General features: G+C 50.1%; 19 protein-coding genes. 5 read left to right on the forward strand and 14 right to left on the reverse strand.

The annotated features are described in order from the left end of the window. Nucleotides 1–319 precede the first annotated feature (319 nt). On the reverse strand, nucleotides 320–2377 hold the full coding sequence (gene uvrB, locus MKQ70_RS26270) for an excinuclease ABC subunit UvrB (protein WP_248075502.1): 2058 nt from the start codon (nucleotides 2375–2377) through the stop codon (nucleotides 320–322). Between the two features lie 110 nt (nucleotides 2378–2487). On the opposite strand from uvrB, the gene MKQ70_RS26275 reads away from it, so the two are divergent. Beyond that, complete coding sequence (locus tag MKQ70_RS26275) at nucleotides 2488–3198, forward strand: S1/P1 nuclease (RefSeq protein ID WP_248075504.1); 711 nt, start codon at nucleotides 2488–2490, stop codon at nucleotides 3196–3198. 176 nt (nucleotides 3199–3374) lie between these two features. Here MKQ70_RS26275 and MKQ70_RS26280 read toward each other — a convergent pair whose 3' ends face one another. The 4 genes from MKQ70_RS26280 to MKQ70_RS26295 are packed head-to-tail and all read right to left on the reverse strand — an operon-like array spanning nucleotide 3375 to nucleotide 5768. Further along, nucleotides 3375–4031, reverse strand: a complete 657-nt coding sequence (locus tag MKQ70_RS26280) for a PfkB family carbohydrate kinase (protein WP_248075513.1) — start codon at nucleotides 4029–4031, stop codon at nucleotides 3375–3377. Continuing rightward, entirely contained in the window at nucleotides 4028–4297 is a 270-nt protein-coding gene (locus MKQ70_RS26285) for a carbohydrate kinase family protein (protein WP_248075515.1), read from the reverse strand. The genes MKQ70_RS26280 and MKQ70_RS26285 overlap by 4 nt, the downstream gene beginning before the upstream one ends. 57 nt (nucleotides 4298–4354) lie before the next feature. After that, nucleotides 4355–4843, reverse strand: coding sequence for an MATE family efflux transporter (locus tag MKQ70_RS26290; RefSeq protein ID WP_248081673.1), 489 nt, complete (start codon nucleotides 4841–4843; stop codon nucleotides 4355–4357). Then, the gene (locus MKQ70_RS26295) at nucleotides 4731–5768 is read right to left on the reverse strand and encodes an MATE family efflux transporter (protein ID WP_248075516.1); all 1038 of its coding nucleotides are present in this window, start codon (nucleotides 5766–5768) and stop codon (nucleotides 4731–4733) included. The genes MKQ70_RS26290 and MKQ70_RS26295 overlap by 113 nt, the downstream gene beginning before the upstream one ends. A gap of 465 nt (nucleotides 5769–6233) precedes the next feature. On the opposite strand from MKQ70_RS26295, the gene MKQ70_RS26300 reads away from it, so the two are divergent. Beyond that, entirely contained in the window at nucleotides 6234–6710 is a 477-nt protein-coding gene (locus MKQ70_RS26300; protein ID WP_248075517.1) for a hypothetical protein, read from the forward strand. A gap of 163 nt (nucleotides 6711–6873) precedes the next feature. Here MKQ70_RS26300 and MKQ70_RS41520 read toward each other — a convergent pair whose 3' ends face one another. The 7 genes from MKQ70_RS41520 to MKQ70_RS26335 all read right to left on the reverse strand — a co-directional run bounded on the left by MKQ70_RS41520 (nucleotide 6874) and on the right by MKQ70_RS26335 (nucleotide 17681). Then, complete coding sequence (locus MKQ70_RS41520; RefSeq protein WP_248075518.1) at nucleotides 6874–7527, reverse strand: OmpA family protein; 654 nt, start codon at nucleotides 7525–7527, stop codon at nucleotides 6874–6876. Then, on the reverse strand, nucleotides 7524–8546 hold the full coding sequence (locus MKQ70_RS26310; RefSeq protein WP_248075519.1) for a TolB family protein: 1023 nt from the start codon (nucleotides 8544–8546) through the stop codon (nucleotides 7524–7526). The genes MKQ70_RS41520 and MKQ70_RS26310 overlap by 4 nt, the downstream gene beginning before the upstream one ends. Next, nucleotides 8486–8863, reverse strand: coding sequence for a hypothetical protein (locus MKQ70_RS26315; protein ID WP_248075520.1), 378 nt, complete (start codon nucleotides 8861–8863; stop codon nucleotides 8486–8488). The genes MKQ70_RS26310 and MKQ70_RS26315 overlap by 61 nt, the downstream gene beginning before the upstream one ends. 50 nt (nucleotides 8864–8913) lie before the next feature. Next, complete coding sequence (locus tag MKQ70_RS26320; RefSeq protein WP_248075525.1) at nucleotides 8914–9924, reverse strand: PorP/SprF family type IX secretion system membrane protein; 1011 nt, start codon at nucleotides 9922–9924, stop codon at nucleotides 8914–8916. A 100-nt stretch (nucleotides 9925–10024) separates the two neighbouring features. Next, the gene (locus MKQ70_RS26325; RefSeq protein WP_248075527.1) at nucleotides 10025–10384 is read right to left on the reverse strand and encodes a T9SS type B sorting domain-containing protein; all 360 of its coding nucleotides are present in this window, start codon (nucleotides 10382–10384) and stop codon (nucleotides 10025–10027) included. Then, nucleotides 10381–15372, reverse strand: coding sequence for an immunoglobulin domain-containing protein (locus MKQ70_RS26330; protein WP_248075529.1), 4992 nt, complete (start codon nucleotides 15370–15372; stop codon nucleotides 10381–10383). Before MKQ70_RS26330 ends, MKQ70_RS26325 begins: the two co-directional genes overlap by 4 nt. After that, nucleotides 15309–17681 carry an immunoglobulin domain-containing protein gene (locus MKQ70_RS26335; RefSeq protein WP_248075531.1) on the reverse strand — a complete coding sequence of 791 codons (2373 nt, stop codon included), beginning with the start codon at nucleotides 17679–17681 and terminating at the stop codon, nucleotides 15309–15311. Before MKQ70_RS26335 ends, MKQ70_RS26330 begins: the two co-directional genes overlap by 64 nt. A 771-nt stretch (nucleotides 17682–18452) precedes the next feature. On the opposite strand from MKQ70_RS26335, the gene MKQ70_RS26340 reads away from it, so the two are divergent. From MKQ70_RS26340 to MKQ70_RS26350, 3 genes are all read left to right on the forward strand, one after another. Next, nucleotides 18453–21041, forward strand: coding sequence for an NACHT domain-containing protein (locus MKQ70_RS26340; protein WP_248075533.1), 2589 nt, complete (start codon nucleotides 18453–18455; stop codon nucleotides 21039–21041). Between the two features lie 195 nt (nucleotides 21042–21236). Continuing rightward, complete coding sequence (locus MKQ70_RS26345; protein ID WP_248075535.1) at nucleotides 21237–21881, forward strand: hypothetical protein; 645 nt, start codon at nucleotides 21237–21239, stop codon at nucleotides 21879–21881. Next, nucleotides 21881–22147 carry a hypothetical protein gene (locus MKQ70_RS26350; RefSeq protein ID WP_248075537.1) on the forward strand — a complete coding sequence of 89 codons (267 nt, stop codon included), beginning with the start codon at nucleotides 21881–21883 and terminating at the stop codon, nucleotides 22145–22147. The genes MKQ70_RS26345 and MKQ70_RS26350 overlap by 1 nt, the downstream gene beginning before the upstream one ends. Here the strand turns inward: MKQ70_RS26350 and MKQ70_RS26355 are convergent. Continuing rightward, entirely contained in the window at nucleotides 22144–22617 is a 474-nt protein-coding gene (locus MKQ70_RS26355) for an OmpA family protein (protein ID WP_248075539.1), read from the reverse strand. The genes MKQ70_RS26350 and MKQ70_RS26355 overlap by 4 nt on opposite strands. Before the next feature lie 5 nt (nucleotides 22618–22622). Next, the gene (locus MKQ70_RS26360) at nucleotides 22623–23732 is read right to left on the reverse strand and encodes an OmpA family protein (protein ID WP_248075541.1); all 1110 of its coding nucleotides are present in this window, start codon (nucleotides 23730–23732) and stop codon (nucleotides 22623–22625) included. Nucleotides 23733–23746 lie beyond the last annotated feature (14 nt).

Raw genomic sequence — 23746 nt, forward strand, 5'->3', positions numbered from 1 at the left:
AATCACATATAAAATAGAAATAATATAAATAATGTTTTCGGGGTGCTTATGATTGGCTTAACACGCCATTTTAGGATCATAAATAGTTATATATCAGTGTTTTAACTTTCAGTTAACATTGAAATCAAAAATTTTCAAAATTTACATCTTTCGCGTTACTGGTGTTTCGATATATTGCTCCATAATTATTGTATACCAATATTATAAATATTAGGTTCGATAATATTCATAGCACAATCATACAATCGAAACACATTCATATTAAAAATAATTCTATGTTGATTTTACAAATCTTCGCCCTAAATAAACGTGGATTAACCTACTTACGTTTCATTCCTTCCAGCTCCTGCTGCATACCGAACATTTGATCACGCAAACGGGCTGCCTCCATAAAGTCCAGGTCCTTGGCCGCCTTCTCCATATCCTTGCGCACTTTCGCGATTGCCTTCTCCATCTGCGGAATGGTTTTTACCACATCTTTATTATAAGCTGCGCCATCTTCGGCCACCTGCAACACCGGCGAGGCCTCGTCGTGTACGGCGTAGGGAGAGTTTTCATCGTAAGTTTTGATCTCGAGCACAGAAGTTTGTCCCATAATCTGCTCCACTGTCTTCTTTACCGTGCGCGGCACAATGCCGTTCGCCGGGTTATGCGCATGTTGCTTCTCGCGGCGACGGTCGGTTTCGTCGATTGTACGTTGCATGCTCTCGGTCATCTTATCTGCATAAAAGATGACCGGGCCATCCACGTTACGTGCCGCCCGGCCGGCGGTCTGCGTCAGCGAACGTTCGTCACGGAGGAAGCCCTCCTTGTCTGCATCCAATATCGCCACCAGCGAAACCTCCGGCAGGTCAAGGCCCTCCCTCAGCAGGTTTACGCCCACCAGCACATCGATATTGCCTAAACGAAGGTCGCGCAGGATTTCCACGCGCTCCAGCGTATGCACCTCCGAGTGGATGTATCTTGATTTTATATTGATACGGTGCAGGTATTTGTCCATTTCCTCGGCCATGCGTTTAGTGAGGGTGGTTACCAGCACACGGTCACCTTTCAGGATGCGTTTGTCGATTTCTTCGAGCAGGTCATCCACCTGGTTTTTACTCGGACGGATCTCAATAGGCGGATCGAGCAGTCCCGTTGGGCGTACGATTTGCTCCACCACCACACCTTCGGTCTGTTTCAATTCGTATTCACCGGGAGTCGCACTAACGAAAATCACCTGGTTCAGCATGTTCTCGAACTCGTAGAAGTTGAGCGGACGGTTGTCCATCGCAGACGGCAGCCGGAACCCAAAGTCCACCAGCGTAAGTTTGCGGGAACGGTCACCGCCATACATACCGCTTACCTGTGGAATGGTTACATGGCTCTCATCTACTACCAGCAGGAAGTCTTCCGGGAAGTAATCGAGCAGGCAGAACGGCCGGGTACCGGGCAAACGCCTGTCCGGGAAGCGCGAATAGTTTTCGATACCGGAACAATAGCCCAGCTCGCGGATCATCTCGATATCGTAGTTCACGCGGTCGTTCAGGCGCTGGGCTTCTATCAACTTACCATTGGCTTTAAAATATTCCACCTGGGCCAGCAGTTCGTCCCGGATCTCGAACAACACCTGCTGCATAATATCTTTGGATGCCACGTACAGGTTAGCCGGGAAGATGGCCGCATTTTCCATTGTGCCGATGCGTTTGCCATTGGTAACGTCGAAGCTCTCGATCTCCTCTATCTCATCGCCAAAAAAGGTAACTCTATAGCCATAATCCACATATGGCAGGTTAATATCCACCGTATCGCCCTGTACCCGGAAGTTACCACGGTTAAAATCACCGGTGGTACGGGAGTAAAGGGAATTCACCAGTCCATGCAGGAGCGTGTTGCGGGCCAGGGTTTGTCCTTTATAAATACGGATAATGCTGTTCGCGTATTCCGTAGGGTTACCCATACCATATATACATGATACCGATGCCACCACGATAATGTCACGGCGGCCGGAGAGAAGGCTGGTTGTGGCCCTGAGGCGCAGTTTATCCAGCTCCTCGTTGATGGCGAGGTCCTTTTCTATATAAGTATCGCTCACGGGCATATAGGCCTCGGGTTGATAGTAATCGTAGTACGACACGAAGTACTCCACCGCATTATCGGGGAAGAACTGTTTGAGTTCCCCGTACAGCTGGGCGACCAGGGTTTTATTATGCGTGAGCACCAGGGTCGGTTTCTGCACATTCTGCACCACATTGGCCACAGTAAAGGTTTTACCGGAGCCGGTCACACCAAGCAGTGTTTGAAACCGGTCACCTTCATTTACACCTTCGGTGAGTCTGCGGATAGCTTCCGGCTGATCGCCGGCGGGTTCGTAGGGGGCGTTTATCTTAAATTTCATGTGGTAATAACGTTTTTCGTGGTGCAAAGGCCCTTGCATGGTTTCAAAAAAGGTCGGCCTTTACATACAATTCATATTTTTGTTCGACTTTCGATCAAAATTACTCATTCATGAACAAATACATCCAATATTGTGCAAAGCTGTGTAGCCTGGCTGTAATATCGTTGCTCTTTGCCGGCAAAGCCCATGCCTGGGGACCGATCGGACACCGTGTAATAGGGGAAATCGCCAGCAACCACCTGAGCGAAAAAGCGAAAAAAGGCGTGGCCAGCCTCATTGGCCGCGAAACCCTGGCCATGATATCCAACTGGCCGGATTTTATTAAATCGGATACCACCAACAAGTACAATCATACCTCCAAATGGCATTATGTGGATTTCACCGGGAACATTTCCCGCGCGGAATTTGAAAAGGAACTGCGGGCGATGAAAGGAGAAAACCTGTATACACAGCTTCTTTCCATGAGCCAGCAGCTGAAAAACCCTTCCATCTCTAAAGAAAAAAAGGTAGAAGCCCTGAAATGGCTGGTACACCTGGTGGGCGACCTGCACCAACCGTTGCACGTAGGCCGTGACGAGGACCAGGGAGGCAATAAGATCCAGATCTTCTGGTTCGACCGCCCTTCTAACCTGCACCGTCTTTGGGACGAGCACCTGATAGAATTTCAGCAGTATAGTTATACCGAATACACTAAAATACTGGACATCGCGCCCGCTACACAGGTAAAGTCTTACCAGGCCGGCACTATCATCGACTGGCTGTACGAATCGCACATCCTGAGCGATAAAGTGTATGCCCGTACCAGGACCAGGAAAAACTGAGCTACCGTTACAATTACATTTTTGTGAACGACCTCAACACCCAGCTGCTGAAAGGCGGCCTGCGGCTGGCGGCACTGCTTAACAACATATACGGTCAGTAATTATATTAATATATACAAACGAAAAGGGCGTGCCGTAACGGTACGCCCTTTTTTATATCCACTTAAAAGATAAAACTATACCAGGTCGATATCGAAGTTTACCAGCTGAACGAACTGCTCGATGCGGCTGGCGATGTCTTCCTGCGTGATTTCGCGGAGACGCTGTACGCCAAATTTCTCTACGCAGAAGGAAGCCATGGCAGAAGCCACGATGATCGCGGTTTTCATGTTCTCAAAGGAGATGTCGCGCGTTTTAGCGAGGTGACCAATAAAGCCGCCTGCAAAAGTATCGCCGGCACCTGTTGGGTCAAATACGTCTTCGAGCGGCAGCGCCGGTGCGAAGAATACGTGGTTCTCGTGGAACAGCAGTGCACCATGTTCACCTTTTTTGATGATGAGGTAACGGGGCCCCATGGACAGCACCTTCCTGGCTGCCTTCACAAGCGAAAATTCACCGCTGAGCTGGCGGGCCTCACTATCATTGATCATGAGTACGTCTACTTCTTTCAGTACTTTCTTCAGATCATCGAGCGCCACCTCCATCCAAAAGTTCATGGTATCCATCACGATCAGCTTCGGACGTTTTTTCATTTGCTTGATGACGTCGAGCTGTACCTGTGGGGTAAGGTTACCGAGAATCAGGAAGTCGCTGTTCTGGTAGCTTTCCGGTAGTTTAGGTGCAAAATCAGCCAGTACGTTCAGCTCCGTTACCGTGGTATCGCGGGTATTCATATCCATATGATACCTGCCGGCCCAGTAAAAGGATTTTTCATCTTTTTGATTTCCACGCCTTCAAGTGCAACACCACGGGCGGTCAGCGCATCCAGTTCGGCCTGCGGGAAGTCGCCGCCAACCACAGAAACCTGGTGAATGGGCTTTACGAAGTTAGATGCGGCCCAGGCAATAAATGTGGCCGATCCACCGATGATCCTGTCTGACTTTCCAAAGGGCGTTTCAATATCGTCGAACGCCATAGTACCTACAACCGTGAGGGACATGTAATAGTATTTTGATGATTAAATCCTTATGAACGCTGGCAAAGGTAAGGCTTATCCCTATACTTTCACCTGCTTCCAGCGTCCCTTGCGGAAAATCACGATGGCCACCAGTGCAATGGCCGACTCCGCCACCGAAATGGCAACAAACACGCCGGCCGGGCCCATCTCCAGCATTACCGCCAGCGCGTAGGCCAGCGGGATCTGGAAAAACCAGAACCCGAACAGGTTGATGATCGTTGGGGTGCGGGTATCGCCTGCGCCGTTGAACGACTGCGATATCACCATGCCATACCCGAAAATGATGTAACCGAGCGTTACCAGTCGAAGACACTGCACACCGTATTCCAGCACTTTCGGATCATCACTGAAGAAGGTCATCATGACCGGCGCACCTATTAAATACCCGAGCGACACAATACCCAGGAAGACCATATTAAAGAAGGCAGCCCGCCAGGCTGACTTCTCGGCCCGGTCCGGCTGCCGTGCACCGAGATTTTGCCCCACCAGTGTAGCAGCCGCATTGGCCAGTCCCCAGGCGGGCAACATGGTAAAAACGATCATGCGGATAGCGATCGTATAACCGGCGAGCCTCTTCTCCGAAAACAGAGATTATGCGCACCAGGAAAATCCAACTGGCCGAGCCGATGAGATATTGCGCCGTTCCGCCGGAAGCGATTTTTACCGTACGTTTTACAATTTCCGGGTCAAAACCAAGGTGCCGCGCCGCAATGTGAATACCACTCTTTTTAATGAACAGGTGATATAATTGGTAAAGCACACCAACACTGCGGCCAATCGTGGTGCCGATAGCGGCGCCATCCAGGCCCAGCGCGGGTATTGGTCCAAAGCCATAAATCAGTGCGGGGCATAAAATAATGTTCAGCACATTGGCAATGATGAGTGAGCGCATCGCGATGGTGGCATTGCCTGCCCCGCGAAAAATACCGTTGATCAGGAAAAGCAGCATGATCACAATATTACCTGTGAGCATAATCCGTGCGTAGTTGTGCCCTGCACTCACCACATCGGCGCTGGCACCCATGAGCGCGAGTATCTTATCTGCAAAGAAAAATCCGGCGATACTTACCAGGATGGATATGCCGGTCATGATGTAAATAGCCTGCATGGCGGAGTGCGCCGCGCCGTCGGGGTCCTTTTCGCCGGTGCGCCTTGCTACTACCGCTGTTGCGGCCATGCTTAAACCCATCGCGATGGAATAAACAATCATAAGGACTGACTCCGTCAGGCCCACACTGGCCACGGCGGCCTTGCCCAAACGGCCCACGAAGAATATATCGACCAGTGCAAAGGTGCTCTCCATCAACATTTCGAGTACCATGGGAACAGCGAGCAAAAAGATCGCTTTATCGATGCTGCCCGAAGTATATTCCTTTTCCTGACCGGTAACTGCCTCTTTTAATAGTTTGAAAAAATTACCCGTGCGGGATGTTGATTCCGTGACTTGTTGCATTGTCTGCAAATATTTATGTTGAATAATGTAGCTCCCGTATTATGCGCAAACGCGCTACCAGCTGCATATAGCAGTAGTTTGATGACGTAGCTGTAAATAAAATTGATCCGAAGCATAACTCCGGTATTTGTAAGGGGTGGCACTTAGGCGGTGACCGGGAAGTACCCGGTCTGAATTAGCAGATCATATTCATTGTATTGTGGTAAACGAAGGTAATTATAAAAATTTACAAAAAACAATACCCCTGTTTTAGATGTTGCACCATGCTTTGGCAGGAGTAACAGGAAAACAAAAAAATATTTATCCCTCTGAAATGCTTTACAGCGCTACATTTACCTCAACATAAAGAAGGTGCTTTATACATTTTTTTAACCTTCGCTGTAACATTCTTTTCTTAACCCTCGTTTAACACATGGATTAAAACGATCCACTAAACGGAAAACAAACTTATTTAAAACGGAAATCATGCTTATGTTTAAGAACCACGCCCTGAAATTGGGATTGCTGGCTACTGCCGTATTTGGAGTTACACTTGCTGCCTGCAGCAAAGATGACAGCCCTTCTGCAAGAAACAAGAAATACGCGCTCGTTGCTGCTGGTGGCGCTTCTGCTGACATCACTGCTACTGAAAACGCGGATTCTTCTTTCAACCTGAAGATCACTTTGACCAAAACGACTAAAGACACTACTTACTTCTTTAACGTTATCAAAGGTTCTATCGGTACGCCGACTACAGACACGCTGTTCAAGTTCTCTCCCTTCAAGAGCACTGCAACAGGTTCTACAATCAGCGCTACACTGAGCAACATCAAAACGCTCAACGGTACTAAATTCACTTTCGACTCACTGGTGAAACGCCCTGCGTTTGCAATCATTTCGTTTAAGAAAGCGGCTGGCACAGACAGCGTTGCTGCAAAAGCGAACATGTACCAGGCTCAATAATCGCAACAGAAGAGATTTTAGTTAAACGGAACCCAAATTGTTTCCCCAAAAAGATAATAGCCGGAATTAACTTCCGGCTATTATTATGATGGTCTCATTCAAAGGATATGGTTGGCTTTTCCAGCCAGCTTCTTTGTGCGTGACGATCTCTTTCGGGTTTCGTCTAATTACGTAATACCTTGAATTCAGTTCTCCTGTTCAGCTGTCGGCCGTCAGGGTTGTCTTTGCCGTTCGGCAGGTTATTGGGGGCAATAGGTTTGGACTCACCATAACCTTTACTTTCAAGCCTGGAGCGGGCAATACCTTTACTGATAAGGTAATTTACGCACGACTGCGCCCTTGCTTCTGACAGTTTGAGGTTATAAGCATCGGTGCCCTTACTGTCGGTATGTGCACTTAGCTCAATGGTGATGGCCGGGTTATCAATCATAATCTGGTATAAGGTATCGAGTACAACCAGCGACTGCTGACGCAAATCTGCTTTATTATAATCGTAGAAAATATCTTTCAGGATGATCGCCTTCCCTATTTCGTAGCGGTTAAGACACAACGAAGGACTCATCAGCGTATCCATATTTTCCAATGGATTCGTGCTTACCTGCATGCCCTTGCTGAAATAATTTTCCTTTTCCACCAGCACCTTGTAGCGCTTCTTCACTTCCACTTCAAAGGTGTACAGGCCTGATGCATCTATCGTTTGCTGATCGATGATTTTATTGTTGATCGTATCGAGCAACGTTACGCGGGCGCCGCTGAGCGGCTGGCGGGTTTCGCAGTCAAGTACCATACCACCGAGCATTTTGGATTTGCGCTTCACGCTGTAAATTTCCAGGCAGCAGACAGACGCGCGGTCGGAGCTGATATAGCCTTTGCGCATACCCAGGTCGCTATCGGCCGACGCATAATACACATCATCTTTTTGTGAGTTGAGTGGTGTTCCCATGTTCTCGGGGACACTCCAGTTGCCGAACTCCCCTTGCTTTGGAAAAAATCAAGTCCACCAAAGCCAATGCGCCCATCTGTACTAAATACCAACACCTTGGCCTTCGCATCATAAAAGGGCGCCTGCTCTTCATCTTTTGTGTTGATGGTGGTGCCCATATTCTGCGCGGTGCCGATTCTTCCATCGACAATCGTACTGAACCACAGGTCGAATTTCCCCATACCACCCGGACGGTTGGAAGCAAATACAAGGTATTTGCCATCGGGCGTTACGAAAGGTTCTTTGGAACTGTAGCCCGCCACGTTCACGGCAGCATCCAGCGGCTTGGGCTCGGCCCAGGTATCGCCCTGTTTTGACGAACTGAAAATTGTAGCGAGCTTCACGCCGTCTTTAGTGGTCCAGCGGGTAAGATACAGCGTGTTTCCATCGGGACTGAATGCAGGTGTTCCCTGGTCAAAACCCTTGGCGACCGGAATTTGTGCTTTCTTTTCGCCGCTGTAACTATCGTTTTCACCGGCAACAGCTTCGTAAATATTATTTACGAAGGGGCTGTTCTTCTTTTCCAGTTCGGCCTGATCCAGGCGCGAAGAGGTAAAGTATAACGTACCGCGGTCCGGTTGCGCGGCTGCGTAGTTCGCGCCGCCCTGGTTAATATTACCGGCCATCTTCGTTACTTCAAAACGGCTGGGCTTTTTCATTTCATTAGAGGCAAATTCGCAGCATGCGATCTCAAGGTTTACACGATTACTGTAATCATCCAATACTTTATATTCCTGTTTAAATTGTTGAAACTGGCTGAGCGCCTCATCATATTTCGCATTGGCGCGCAGTGTTACGCCGTACCAGAACCTGGCCAGTGGAAACATGGTCGAAGCGTTTGGCATAGCCAGCACCTCGGCATACGTTTTTCGGCGTTACCGTAATCGAAGTACATGCGGTAAGACTCCGCCAGGCGAAACATCATCTGCTCATGATCTTTAAACTTGCGCCCTTTCCTGGGCGCCATTTTTTCGGGCAGGTATGGTTTTACCTCGGGCGAGGCGCCTTTAAAAGAACCAAGCGCACGATTATAATACTGGGCGGCCGAATAGTAATCTCTTGTTTCAAAATAATTATCGGCAGTACGTTTGTAGTCCATTACGTACTGTGCGTTTGCATAACTCCCCGAAAGCAACAACAGAAACAGCCAGATGCGTGTAAATTTTTTCATAGTCTGAGGTCATTTGTGATCGATTCCCTTTCCTTGTGTTGTAACGTGTTTTACAATCTTGGGCAGATAAAATATTCCGGCTGCAGTATCCGGCGTTTACGGCCAATAAACGACAGCGACAACTCAAATGCGTTGTTGGCGTTGGAGAAACGGCGATAGTCGGATGCATTTACATCATAGCTTAGGCCCAGTGTAATACCTTTGTACTGGAACCCAGCGAAGGGCACCACAGCATCATGCAGACGATAGTTGAAACCGCCCATAAGATCGCACTCCGGGTTAATTTTGATTTGCGCATAAGCACCTCCGACAATTTCTTCGGCATTACCCTGGCGCATATATAATACATGTGGTGTTACACCAATCAGATCTGTTACTTTAATGCGGGTACCTCCGTGTACAAGGTAGCGCATCGGAAGATTTGGGCTTTCTTCATCCGCCGCTACAAAGGGATCTTCAGGTTGTGTGAGCCGGGCCACAGCAACACCTGCAAAAGGGTTGAACATATGCTGCGGATCACCGTCAAAGTAAAGCGCGCCCGCACTGGCGTCGAACACAGAAGAGGAAGTTGCTTTCAATGCTTCTCCGGAAGGAATGTTTGGATCAAATCCGGAAATTGGATTATACTGACTGCCCAACTGAAATTTCGTTTGATCAACCCGCCTGTTGATCAAACCGGCTTGTATACCAAATACCACACGCTGCGAGTTCTCGCGGCCGAATTTGATACCGCTGTAAGACACGGACGCCATAGCATTAAAGTAATTATAACCTGCTTGTCCTGCCGCCATGTTTAAAAGCGTCAGCCCCACACCGATGTTTTTGTTAGTAGCTGCGTCCGCAGAAATGGCGGTAGTGGAATAAGGCTTACCAATATTGGTACCCTGTGTGCGATGGTTTACCGTAATACGGTAGTCGCCGTCGATAATACCCGCCAATGCAGGGTTCAGCCATAAGGGATAGGCATAATACTGTGCAAAGTGAGGATCTACCTGTGCCGAAGCGAGTTTGGGCAGGCAGGAAACAACGGTCAACATTACGAAGATGGCTACTCTTCTCATAAAAATGCTTTTTCTTGGTTTTCAGAATATGCCGGAATGGAACTGCCTGCAGAGGCTTGCCCATTCCGGCTTTATAAGATGATCGCTTTGTAATGCGGGATTAACGTATAATCGTGATAGTACCACGTTTATTGATCTTCGTGCCGTCGGTCATCGTCGACATGAATTCATAAACATATACACCCACCGGCTGGCGCTGACCACTCATGGTACCATCCCATCCTTTCGCCTTGTCTTTCGATTCAAACACCAGTTGTCCCCACTGGTTGAAGATGCGCAGCGACATCTTGGCTATCGTGTTGCCATAGACATACAGGATATCATTGCTGCCATCATTATTCGGCGTAAAGGCATTCGGGATGAACACTACATTGCCGTTCGGATTATCGGAAGTTCCGGATGCACCCAGGAACCAGCCACTATTCGAACAAGGTGTGAGTCCAATTGCACGAACGGTCATGTCACCGTTTGACCAGGCACCAGGTTTTGTATGGTATGTGAAGTACCGGTCAGACCAGAGCTTGGCGTTTGCACGGTAATACCACCATCGGTCGACACCTGGTAGGCAATAGCGCCTGCTACCGCATTCCACTGGAAGGTAATCGATGTCGGTTCTGTATCGAGTACTGTTACGGTCGGCATCGCAAGCGGCTGTGCCACTTCAACAATAACCGGCGTACGGATGGCACTTACACAGCCGCCCGGTAATGCCGCATCCACATAATAAGTGGTGGTCGCTGTCAGTAACGGCGTGATGAACACATTACCGGTGAATATCGGCGTAGTCTCTGTAAGACTGCTATACCAGCGGAAACTAACGCCCGGCGTGAGTGATGTAGCGGTCAGGGTATCCCTGTTGTTCGCACAAATCGCTGCATCATGCCCTGCGATCACCGGCGCTACAGGCGCCACTGTTATATTAGCAGTAGCCTGCGCTCTTGTGCTGCTGACACAGGTTCCGCTCAGCACAGTTTCTACATAGTAGGTAGCCGGGCCGGAGAGGACGCCTGTCACAAATGACGCACCGGTGTATACCAGGTTGCCTCCGGTCGGCGCATCATACCAACGATAGGTGGCGCCAGGCAGGATGTTTTGTACCGAGAACGTAGCCGTTGCTCCCGCGCAGGCTGATACGATGCCGGCGTTTGCCAGTACCGGTGCTGCCGGCTGCTCAACCACATTTACTTTTACCGCTGTCCGGGAGGCACTCACGCAGGTACCGCTGGTAGTGGCTGCATCTACATAATAAGTCGTCGTAGCATTCATGGCCGGCGTGGTAAACTGTCCGCCGGAACCTACCTGGTTACCGCCTGTTGGCGCATCGTACCAACGATAGATGTAGTTGACATCTTCACCGTCTACGGCCAGTACGGTAGTATTACCACGACATACAGTCACCTCTGGCGCTTGTACAGCCGGTGGTGTTGGCGGATCTATAATATTGGCGATTGCCGTAGTGCGGCTTGGGCTGTTACAGCCGGTAGCACTGATGCCTTCTACAAAATAGGAGCTTCTGCCAGTGAGCGAAGGTGTTGTGAAATCTGCACCGGTACCAACCAGGTTGCCGCCCGTGAGCGCATCGTACCAACGATATGTAACCCCAGGTTGCGGATTTTGTACGCTGAAGGTCACGGTTGTGCCGCGACAAGCAGTCAGGCTGTTATTCACCAGCGTCACCGTCCCGGCAGTGGTAGATACTGTAACCGTTATGCTCACCCTTGAGCTGCTTGCACAAGTTCCCGCAGATGCCTGCACGTAGTAAGTAGTCGTAGCGTTAAGGGCAGGTGTGGTAAAGAATACACTGTCTTCCGCCAGTTGATTACCACCAGTAACTGCATCAAACCAGCTGTACAGAATGCCTGCCTGCGGATTAATCACCTGCAGTCTTGCACTATTGCCGGCGCATATGGTTGGTCCCGCAGATACGGCCGGCATCGACGGACCGTCGGTAATACTTACCGTTGCCACAGCCCTTGCGTTGCTCACACAACCGCCAGGCTGGCTGGCTTCTACATAGTATGAGGTATTCGCATTGATCGCAGGTGTTGCGAAAGATGTTCCGGTGAACACCACATTTCCGCCAACGCTTGCATCGTACCAGGTGTAGGTAACGCCCGCCACTGCATTGGCTACCTGCAGGGTAGTACTGCTGCCGCGGCAAACGGTCACGTTCGCATCTGTAAGCGCAGGTGTATTCGGTGTCGCATTTGCGGTGATAGTGACCGATGCGCGGCCATTGCTCGCACAATTATTACTGTTCACGGCAGATACATAGTAAGTAGTGGTGCCTGTAAGGGCGGGGGTATTAAACGTGGTGCCTATCGCCAGCGGTGTGCCGCCTGTAGCAACATTGTACCAGGTGTAAGTAACCCCAGCGACAGGGTTTTGAATTGACAATTGGGCAGATGTACCGATACAAGTAATCGGCGTTGGGTTCACTACTACGGGCAATGCAGGAGCTGCGCTCACGTTGATCACAGCCTGCACGCGGGTGCTGCCCCCTGCGCAGGTGCCGCCCGTTGTGGTGGCCTCTACATAGTAGATAGTGCTGGCAGTAAGCACCGGTGTGGTAAAGGTAGGCCCTGTCGCCACTGGTGTACCTCCCGTAAGTGATGTGTACCAGGTGTAGGTATAACCAGCTACCGGCGACACGACATTCACTACCGCATTGCTGCCAACGCATACAGATTGGTTAGCATTATCCAGCACGGGCGGAATCACATTCGCACCGACTGTAACCGTTACCGCAACTCGCGCACCACTATTGGAGCAAGTACCGTTATAAGCCTCTGCATAATAGATGGTGGTCGAGTTCAGTGCCGGCGTGATGAAGGTGCTGTCGGTCGCCAGCAATGTGCCGTTAACAGGCGCATCGTACCAGCGCACCTGGCTGCCATCAGTAGTGGTTGCCCTCAGTGTGGCAGTTTGTCCTGCGCAGATGCTCGGGTTTGCACTGGTAATTACCGGCGGTTGCGGCACCGGACGTACGTTCACCATTACCTGTGTGCGGATCGGGTTCGCACAACCATTAGCAGTGCGTACCGCCTCTACATAGTACGTAGTGATAGCGTTCAATTGTGGTGTGGTATAGCTTGCGCCGGTGGTTAGTAAGGTACCTCCGGTCGGAGCATCGTACCAGTTAATGGTCGCCTCCGCGGAAGCAGTAGCGGTGAAGGTCACCGTTGAACCTGCACAGATAGTTGCAGAAGGCGGTGTTACTACCGGAGCAGTAATCACGCGATTCGCGTAGTAAACGCGCAGGTCGGACAGCGCGAGCGCCAGACCCGAATTCAGCCTGAGCTCAACCCTGTCGAACGAAGCCGCCGGAGCAAAAGTGACAATCACCTGCCCGGTAGCGCCACCCAGCACATCTACTTTAATCAGATTATCATTCAGGAGGATGCGATCATTGTTATACGTGGCACCATTGTAAGAAGCAATCGAGATGGCGCCTAAAAGACCAGCATTCACCACAGAACCTGGTAATTCCAGTTTCAATCTTACAGAATCGCCGGGACCTGAAGCGAACGGGAAGCGCAGGGTTTGTGAGGAATAAGCACCTGCAACACCCAATGTTACGTGGAGGTTCGAGTAGTTATTGAGATCATTGTCAACCGCATTATCAGGGTTGGTTACGTTGCAGGCTACGCAAATACCGCCAACAGCGTTATCCTGTGCATTCGCCACATCGCAACCCGGATCGAAGTTGCGATCCACGGTCACGGTAACGGCCGTGCGTGCATTGCTGGCGCAACCGCTCACGTTAGATACTGCCTCTACAAAATACCTTGTGGTATTCGACAGGGCAGGTGTGGTAAAGCTGTTGCCCGTAGCAAGCGGTGACGTACTGGTTGAATCGCTGTACCAGCGGAACGTAACATTCGGCGTGGCAGAAGTTGCGGTCAGCGTTGCCGTCTGGCCATATGGCACTTGTCCGGCAGGCGCTATGGTTGCCGTTGGTGCCGCTGGCCGTGCAGATACCGTTACCGTTACCGCGGTGCGGCTGGAGCTGGAACACTGTCCGGCATCCACACCCGCATAGTAAGTTGTTGTCGCTGTTAGCGCTGGTGTAGTGAAGCTGTTGCCGGTGGCAATAGCCGTATCGCCCGATGCGTTGGCGTACCACTTGATAGTAGCGCCAGGCACGTTACTGGAAGCCGACAGTGTTACAGCACTACCTTCACAGGCTACCGGGGAGGTGGTATTAATTACCGGCGCCGGTGGTTCGGCAGTTACGTTCACCTGTACCGCTGTACGGTTCGCGCTCGCGCAACCACCTGCATTTACAGCTTCTACATAATAAAGAACGGAGCTATCCAGTGCAGCGGTTGTATACACTGCGCCAGTGAACAGCGCAGTGCCGCCTGTTTGTTGTGCGTACCACCTAAAGGTTGCACCCGCAGGGCCGGTGGCTGTTAACGTAGCAGGATTACCGGCACAAACAGTTACCGCCGATGCAGCAACGGTAGGCGCGGGCACGGATGCCGCAACCGCAACGCGTACAGCGGAACGTACCGGGTTCACGCAACCGGATACCGTGCGTACTGATTCTACATAGAAAGTTGTATCGCGGGTAAGCACGGCTGTCTGGTAGCTGTTACCAGTATAGAACGGCGTACCGCCTGTAGCCGATGTATACCAATTAAAGGTCACGCCAGCGGGAGGAGCGGTCACATTCAGGATGGCCGTGTTACCGGTACAGATCGTTACCGTATCCGCCTGGAAGGTGGGCACGGCTACTTTACGCGCTGCATAGTTCAGGTAAACAGACGTAAGCGCACCGGCAACACCTGAGTTGAGACGGATTTCTACGCGGTCGTAAGCCGCCGTAGCAGGCAGCGTGAATATTGCCGTACGATTATCGCCCAGCAAACGCAGTTGCAGCAGGTTACTGTTTACTGACTGCAGGTCATTATTAAAGGTAGCACCATTATAAGTTGCTACTTGTACGGTACTCAACAGGCCCACATCAGCCAATGAGGATGGCACCGAGATAGAGAAGATGATACTATCGCCCGTATTACCTGCAGACGGGAAGATCAAAGTTTGTTGTGCGTAGGCACCCAGCAAACCTACGCCTACACGCAGGTCTGTACCGGTGGAAGCATCCGTATCAATCGCGAGCTGGGGATTATTTACAGCACACAGCAGGCAAACGCCATTCACACCGTTCGTTTGTGCAGTAGCCACATCGCAGGGCACGTCGTTCGCACCGCCGCCGCCAACTATCACAGTAGCAGGGGAACGTGTGATGGTATTACAGCCTGAAGTATTGGATATCCCTTCTACATAATAAGTAGTATTTGCTACGAGTGCTGGTGTTACGAAGTTTGAACCGGTAAATATGGAAGTACCGCCAGCAGGTTGGTTAAACCAGTTAAAGGTCAGGTCCGGTGTGGTTGACGATGCCGCGAAGCTGGCGGTTTGTCCCAGTACAATGTTAGCCACTGGTGGAGTTCCGTTACGCTGGCTGGCGCATCGTTTACAGTAGCTGTTACCGCGAAACGGGCCGCGCTTACACAACTATTATTCGCAGCTTCCACGTAGAACATAGTGGTAGCGCTCAGACCTGGAGTGGTGAACGTTACACCACTGTCGATCGGGCTGCCGCCGGTTGCCGCTGTATACCAATAGAAGGTTGCACCTGCGGGACCGTTTGCCACAAAAGTCACACTATCACCTGCACAGGCAGTAAGATTTGACGTGTTTACGGTTGGTGTTGCCGGCGGCGTATTGACCGTAACGATTACCGGTACCCGCAATCCGTTCTCACAACCATACTTGCCGGTGGCAACATAGTAAGTGCGGGAAGCGGTCAACACCGGCGTTGTATAAGTTGTTGTATTACCAACAACCAGGTTGCCGCCAGCTGGCGCATCGTACCAATTAACGGTAGCACTTGCTGGAGCGGTAACGGTAAGCGTAGCGGAAGAACCCGTACAAATATTAAGGCTGGCGCTGGTTGGAACGGCCTGTGGCACGGTTACTGCGGCATAGTACACACGCAGTTGCGGCAATGCACTCAACAGACCGTTAATAGACACAAGCACCCCGTTAAAATTATTGCCCGCAACAAATGACACACGGTATTTATTGGTGCCGCTGATTAGCTGCAGATTGATTAATCCCGCGTTTAACCCGCGCGTATCGTTATTAGATGTAGTGCCCGAATAGGTAGTAACCGTAATAGAAGACAAGGCACTTAAAGCCAGGAGCGTACCCGGCGTTTCAAGCACCAGCACAATACTGTCAGTTGCCGCATAGTTATTCGGGAACTGCAACAATTGTCCAGAGCTACCCAATGCGCCCACGGTTGCAAATATTGTGGAAGCAGAACTGGTGTCAGTGTCCACCGCTAATGTTGGATCACTTACCCCGCAAAGCAGGCACACTCCATTAATAACAGGGCTCACCTGTTGGGTGGCGAAGCTGCACGGCACATTGTTCTGCACATTCACATTTGCAGTTACCTGCGTACGGGTAAGACTGGCACAACCCTGGTTAGAGCGTGCTTCTACGTAATAGCTGGTAGTCGCGAATAACGCGGGAGTAGTGAAGCTGGTGCCGGTAGCCAAAGCAGTACCACCTGTTGACAGGTTATACCAGGTATAAGTGGCAGACGGATCAGGGTTTTGTACGCTGAATGCAGCAGTTGAACCGCCCTGTATGGTGATAGACGTTGGTGTAATAGTTGGCGCCGCAGGTGTAGGATTAACAGTAGCAGTTACCGGTACACGGCTGGTGCTGGCACAACCAGTGGCAATTTGCACTGCTTCGGCATAGTACACCGTAGTGCTGCTCAGCGTCGGCGTGGTAAAGGAGGTGCCCGTACCCACTTCGGTACCGCCAGACGGCACCGTATACCACCTGTAGGTGACACCCGCAACAGGGGCAGATACGCTGAAGGTAGCCTGCTGTCCGCCGCAGATCACCTGGTTCGTTACCGCAATGACCGGCGCGGCCGGCAGCGGGTTTACATTTACAGTGATTGCGGAGCGGGTTGTATTAGTACAGTTGTCGAGCGACACCTGCGCATAATAAGTAGTAGTGGCCGTTGGTGAAACAGAGATGGAAGTTCCCTGTGGATTACCTGGTGTAGGCAGCTGGTTGCCCCCGGTGGGCGCATCGTACCAGGAAATAACCGCACCCGGTGTAGTGGTGGAGGCCTGCAAAGTAACAGGACTGCCGCTACAAGTAGATATGCTGCTGCCGGTCGTAATGTTCGGTGGGGTCAGTTGCACCTGGTTACGATAGGCATAGTACAGGCGAAAGTTGCTTAGTGCTCCTAACAATCCGCCGTTGAGCGTAATGCGCACCCGATCGAATCGTTGGGTAGGCCGCAAAACAATTTCGCCGCGCTGCGAACCTGCCAGCAGGCGCAACAACGAAGTAGAAGCGGGGAATGTTTCCAGCGGGGTGGTATTGTTTCCGTTGTAGGTGCTCACAGTTACGCCGCCTAACAAGTTGGCTGCCAGCACATCATTGCTGCTGCCAATACCGATTACCAGCGAGTCACATCCCTGGTTGGGATTTACCGCCGGGAAGTTGAGCACCTGGTAAACAGAGGCCGCAAGTCCTACGGTTACATTAAACTGCGCGTAATCGTCCAGATTACCGCTGCCTACGGAGTTAGTTGGATTGTCTACGTTACAGGCCAGGCACAACAGACCGGTAACGCCGTTTGTTTGGCTGGAGGCATATACGCGCTGGGAATAAGCGTCGGATGCCGGCAAAAAGGCCAGCAACAAGCAATTCATAACGACAGTAAATACGCGCCAAAGGCTTTTAGGAGTAGCTTTTGAACTCATAGCGAACAATGGTTAAAAAGAATAATGAACGGATGTACCACAGCAACCAAGATGGCAGCTATAGCTTAATTCGGGTATCAGGGAAGAAATATTCAGTCAAAACAGCAGGTGTATGCGACGGTTATCAATCTATAAAAAGATGCTTTCCTGAACATTCAACTTTGGTTTTTTCAGCTGTCTTCCAACAACACGCCTACACGAAAGTAGGCTGCATATTGTGTTCGGTAAGCGTTCTTTCTCGTTCATTCGGGGCCTTTCGCCGCTCATCTATTCAGTGCTGTTTTTTTGTTCATTTTTATTCATTTTGAGAAAATATTTATTCATTTTTCCTATTTTCCGATCACCCCAGCAGGCTGATTTTGCGTCTTTATAAATAGGTGAATAGATGAAACGACCAATTTGAAGCAGTGTAAATATGACATTTAAGCGAAGCCGTCGAAGCCTGTGTGGCATCCGTAAAACATTGATTTTCATAGTTTGATAACCGGATTAGCAGCAGCCCGCCAGCACTTAATAAATGATTCCATACTAATGAAGGAATTGTTTGTATGTTTTTTGAAACCTTAAACAAACACGATTGATGATTGTGTGCCTTTTTTATGAAGAGAAACGTGTCCATTCCTACAAAAACCGAAAATCCATTGTACCGCGTTAGCCGTACATATGACATTAAAGCCCTGATTGCAAATCCAATTGTGAAAATCCATTAATTGTCCCCGTATGATTGATCTATCGTATGACTTCATCGTAACGCTGCAGAACGAGGTGCTGCGTAGGTTTGGTGTCAATCAGCTACTTCCGGGTCATTGCAAATTTTTATCCCAGGCCATCCTGGACGCCACAGGAAAACTGATCAGCGAGACCACACTCAAGCGTTTTTTCGGTTTTGCGCTCGCCCAGCATAGCTTTTCACGCTATACGCTGAATACGCTCGCGCAATATTGCCAGTACAAAGACTGGGATGATTTTCAGACACATTATTATCGGCGCACTGCCTCTACGGATACCGCAGAGCAGCCCGCCGACCAGGAAAAGTGGACGGAAATCCGCGCCAAGGCTAATGCTGTTTCGCATTATACCTTGATGACGTTAAAGAACCGCTCCGGCATCCCGTTTTTGCATACCGTCCCCAGACAGTACTGCCTCTCGCACGTCGAGCGCTTTCTCGAAAGTAATTGCGTAGCCACCGTGTTCATTGCACCTTCGGGCTGGGGTAAATCGCTAGCGTTGGTACATACCGCCGAACACTTCTGGCTGGGAAAAGATGCAGCGCATAAGAAAGATATTTGCTGGTTCATTCATGCACATGCCGCCGGCAACCTCCTGCTGAAAGGCTTCTCACTATCTTCCTGGCTAGACAACCAGCTGCACCTGGGCAATGGCGAAACATTCCGCGATTACTTCTCTCACTATTTCGAAGAAAAAGGCGGCCGGCTGGTACTTGTCATAGACGGATTCGATGAAATTGCATTAGGTGCTGATAAGTTGAAACTGCTATATACTAAACTCGAAGACTTTGTATATTCCAACGGATTGCACCCGTGGCTGAAAGTAATACTCAGCATCCGTTCGAGCACCTGGGGCGAAGTCTTCCAACAGGCGCAGCAGTACCCGGCGTTCCGCCGGTATTGGTACCTGGGACAGGAAATGGATGAGGAATGTAATATTAATATACCGCAATTATCCGAACAGGATGTAAAAACGGTACTCTACAACTGCCGCTTCGAACCGGCTACGGTACGCACCTTCAGCGATGGATTCCTGCAAAAGCTACGGCATCCTTACTATCTGCAACTGTTCTGCCAGCTCAACGAATCACCAGAACAAACGTTCGTCGATGAAAACCTGAGCCTTTTCGAGATTACATCGCGGTTTATACAAAACAGGGTGTTCAACTCGTCCAGCAACAGCTTCAAAGTACAGATCATTTATAAGCTCCTCGAACTGCTGGACATGGGCCGCAACGGCCAGTATGCGGATAAAAGCATCCTGCTTAATAAAAATGCCGACCTGTTTCCCGCCTATAAGGAATTGATCGCGGACAACATCCTGGTGGAAGAGAATTTAAGCCAGGAGATCATGTTCCACGTGAAGGTGCGTTTTGCGCACAACTTCCTGCTGGAATACTTCACTGCCATGCATTTTATCCTGGAGAACAATATGCAGATCTCCGAAGAAATGCTGCAAAGGGTAGTGAATTACTTCCCGCAGTCGCCTTTCCGGATTGCAGTATTCAAATGGCTGCTGCGGTATGCGATCACACAACAGAACATTATCGGGATTCAACAAATATTCGTACTGCCGCTGATGGTGGTGGAAAAAGCAAACCTCCTGGAATACACGGTGTTGCATTATCAACATGAAGATAATAAGCATGCCATGTTGAAAAACATCTTCCCGCCGGAGTATTTCCGCAAACACCCGATCAGCTCATTTATCAGTGATGACTTCGTGCATTTCAAAAAGCGCAAGGTGCTGAATTCATTGATGGGGCTCGCCGAGGCTTCCGACGATAAGCTGAAGATCAAGAGCAACCTGTTTGTAATGGCGCTTATTCAGCTGGATGCAGAGCAATGTGAAATTGAGCTGAACAATATTAAAAAGATATGCGCCAGTGAGCCATCAATGAGTGAGCTGTGGCTTACACCATACGAGGTGTTCCTGTTCATCTACGAGTACCTGAAATTCGGCATCTGTAATGAAGAGGTAAAAGAAAAGGTCTGCAACTACGCCCGTCACTGGAGTTTCTCGGCTAAAAAACCGTTTTCGGTGCCGGAAGAGATCGTGTATCGCGCCATGTGTTACATCTTTTTACTACTGGGCGACAATGAACAGATGTTGCACTTTACGCAGCGACTGTTTCAGCATTATCCTTCGATCTTGTTTTCGAAGACAGACCCCTTCCGTTTAATGATGCTGTGCTGGAAAGCACAGGCACATATGGCAACAGGCAACCTGGCGCCCGCTAAACGCATCAGTTCGCATGTTGAAAAAATCTTAAAGCAATATTACTCGGCTGATTTCTTTAACGCCAAACTGGTCGATATCCTGCATAAGATCATTTACGCGCAAATCTGTTTCCACGAAAAAGATTACAGCAAGGCAATCCGTATTTCGGAAACCGCTATGGACAGCGCACAACGACTTGACTTTAAATTGTTTTCGCTGAAGAACTTCGCCACGCTGCACAAAATTTACCACCAGCTGGAAATGGACAAACAAAAGCGCGACGCCCTGCAAAAAGTGGAAATTATCCGGGAGGGTACCACATTTAAGCAGGCGGTAAATTACCTGGTAGGCAATTTCTGATCGTTTTGTTGTAACCACTATACGAAGCTCCCCGCTCCTCCAAAAGGACGGGGAGTTTTTTTATAGTGGCGGCCGGTCAATAATGCCTTCATAATGAGCAAGCAACGTTCTTTAGAGTTAATTTCACGTCAGTTATAAATTATTTACTTTTGACTAGTAAGCATTTTCTGGCATAATTTTAAGGTTTTACAGGCCATGGCATTAGACGAAAGGAAATATACCACCATACAGACCTTCCTGCTCAACTTCCTGAGCTTACTGACATTGTTGCCAATGGCGCCGTACATTAACCGGTTTATTCCGCCGATTAAGCTGGGCACTCTCCATATAGACCTTTTCCTGTCTATTTTAACGGCGTTTTTGTTTACCCGGCTCCTGCTGTGGATTTTTAAGCCGCTGATTATCCCGGCGTTCGTGCTGGTATTTGGGGTACTGGTGATCAACCTGTTCCGCGACAGCTACAGCTTCGGCAACGTATTGAACGATTACAAGGGTATGGTACAGGGTAATTGGGGCTCGCGCGACAATAAACAGCTGGACATCCTGAGCTTTTACCCGAGAAAGGTGGAGACTTACCGGGACAAAACGGTGAAAGGCATCCGCGCAAAGATGACCTACAAGGATTCTGTCGTGCGCAACTTCGCAGTACAACACTCACTCGACTACTTCGACGATTATTTTCCCAAATATGGTAAGATCGTCCGCTACCTGTCGCTGTACAAATACATTCGCCAGAACTTTAAATATGTGAATGATGTGTTACGCGATGAATACTTCGCTACTCCCCAGGAAACGATCCAGAACGGGCTGGGGGCGACTGCGACGACCACTCTATTTTAATGGCGTCGTGCCTGGAAGCCATCGGGGCGCGTTGCAGGATCGTACTTATCCGCGGGCACGCGTATCCGGAGCTGTATTGTGGTAATAAAGAAGATTTTGAACTCATCAAACAGGCGATCGTACACCTGTTTAATCACCCGCCAGTACGCGAAATATCATATCATGAAATGAAAGGCGAATATTGGATCAACCTCGATTACAGCGCCATGAACCCTGGTGGACCGTACCTGAACGACCAGGTATATGCCTTAATCGAAACGGATTAATCCACTATTTTATGAATGATAATCTCCACCCGCCTGTTCCGCTGCCGGCCTTCCGGCGTGGCATTGGTAGCTACGGGCCGGCGTTCTCCTTCGCCATGAATGTACCGCACTTTATCTCCATATCCTTTCATGCCAAGGAAAGTGGAGACGGTACTGGCCCTGCGCCGCGATAAGTCGTCGTTGTACGCGTCGGTGCCTTCATTATCGGTGTGACCGATCACCTGCAACTCCACCTTATCTTTCGGAATCTTTTGTATCATTGAATCCAGCTTCGCCATAAAACGTGGCTCCAGTGCGGCGCTGGCGGTTTTAAACAGCACGTCCGGAATCACCAGCGTATCCGCCTTTGGCGGTGCGGGCGGTACTTCAGACAAAAATACCGGCGGCGAGCAAACAATAATCTCTACCCGTTCATTATCCTGCCGGCCTTTTAGCGTGCCGGTATCGTACCGCGGCTTACTGCGGCCCATGCCCGTTACTTCAAAATCATCGTAACTAAACCCGGCGCGGTATACAGGTGTTTTACCACCTCCTTTGCCCTGTCGACCGACAGCAATTCGTTAAACCGGTCGGTGCCCGGCTGGTTCACGTGCCCGATCACTTTTATCTTACCGGACCTGCCGCTTTCGTAATACTGCAGGGCGCTATCCAGCACAAACCCGAAATCCGTATTCAGTCCCGCCCCATTATTAATAAAAATGCCACTGCCGATGATCAGCGTATCGCAATGCGAGCTGCCGTTCTGCAGCAATTCCCGCATTTTAGGATCGATGGTCACCCTGCCGCCGCGGGAATGCAGCTTTTGCGACAAATCCTGCCACTTTCTCCACGCACTGGTGTCTGTGGGAGCGGTGGGTACCATACGGACCAGGTCAAGCCCGTGATCGCGAAGAAAAGCATCTGGCAGGGTATGCCGGTGATGTTCGTTGTACACGTTCCTCACCATGGCGGGATCGAGTTTTTCTTTGGCTTCGATTGGTTCTACGCAGATGCTGTCCACGCAGAGATACTTTGGCCCTGATTCTTCATGGTTACGCGGCACACGGGAAGGTGAGAAGTCGCCTAAGATAAGGTTCGTATATCGTTTGTCTGGTATATACTCCAACTGATAAACATGCCAGGGCTTGTTGAATTTGATCTGCTGGGCTTTACGCAGCTCAATGGTCGGCGTGTAATCGAGGCGTTGTACAAACATGGCGTAAACATCATGCTCGGCAAACAGCAGGTCTATACCCGGTGCGGCATCGTCGCGCGAGCCCGCGTACACCGTGATCAGGTACTTCTTACCCGGCTTCATCGGCGCCAATAGTCGCGTTTGCATATACTCGCGGCGCTGTTGCGCCATCATGCCGCTTTCCAGTTGTATATAACTCTCGCCGCTGCCCGCTCCGCTGGGATTAAAAATCGGCGAAGCGCGCCGGACATGCGGCGCAACCCGCCACCAGGCAGCCGGCTCGCAGGGCGAAGCATATTCTGTACAAATGTTGATGTCGGAAAAACTTGGATTGGGAACGAGGTTTTGTGCAGACAGGCCGCGCGAAAGGAACAGGACAAAAGAAAAGAATAAGGTTCTGCACACAGGCATAACGGGAAAAATTT

It is taken from the genome of Chitinophaga sedimenti, assembly GCF_023156195.1.
Classification (GTDB): Bacteria; Bacteroidota; Bacteroidia; order Chitinophagales; family Chitinophagaceae; genus Chitinophaga; species Chitinophaga sedimenti.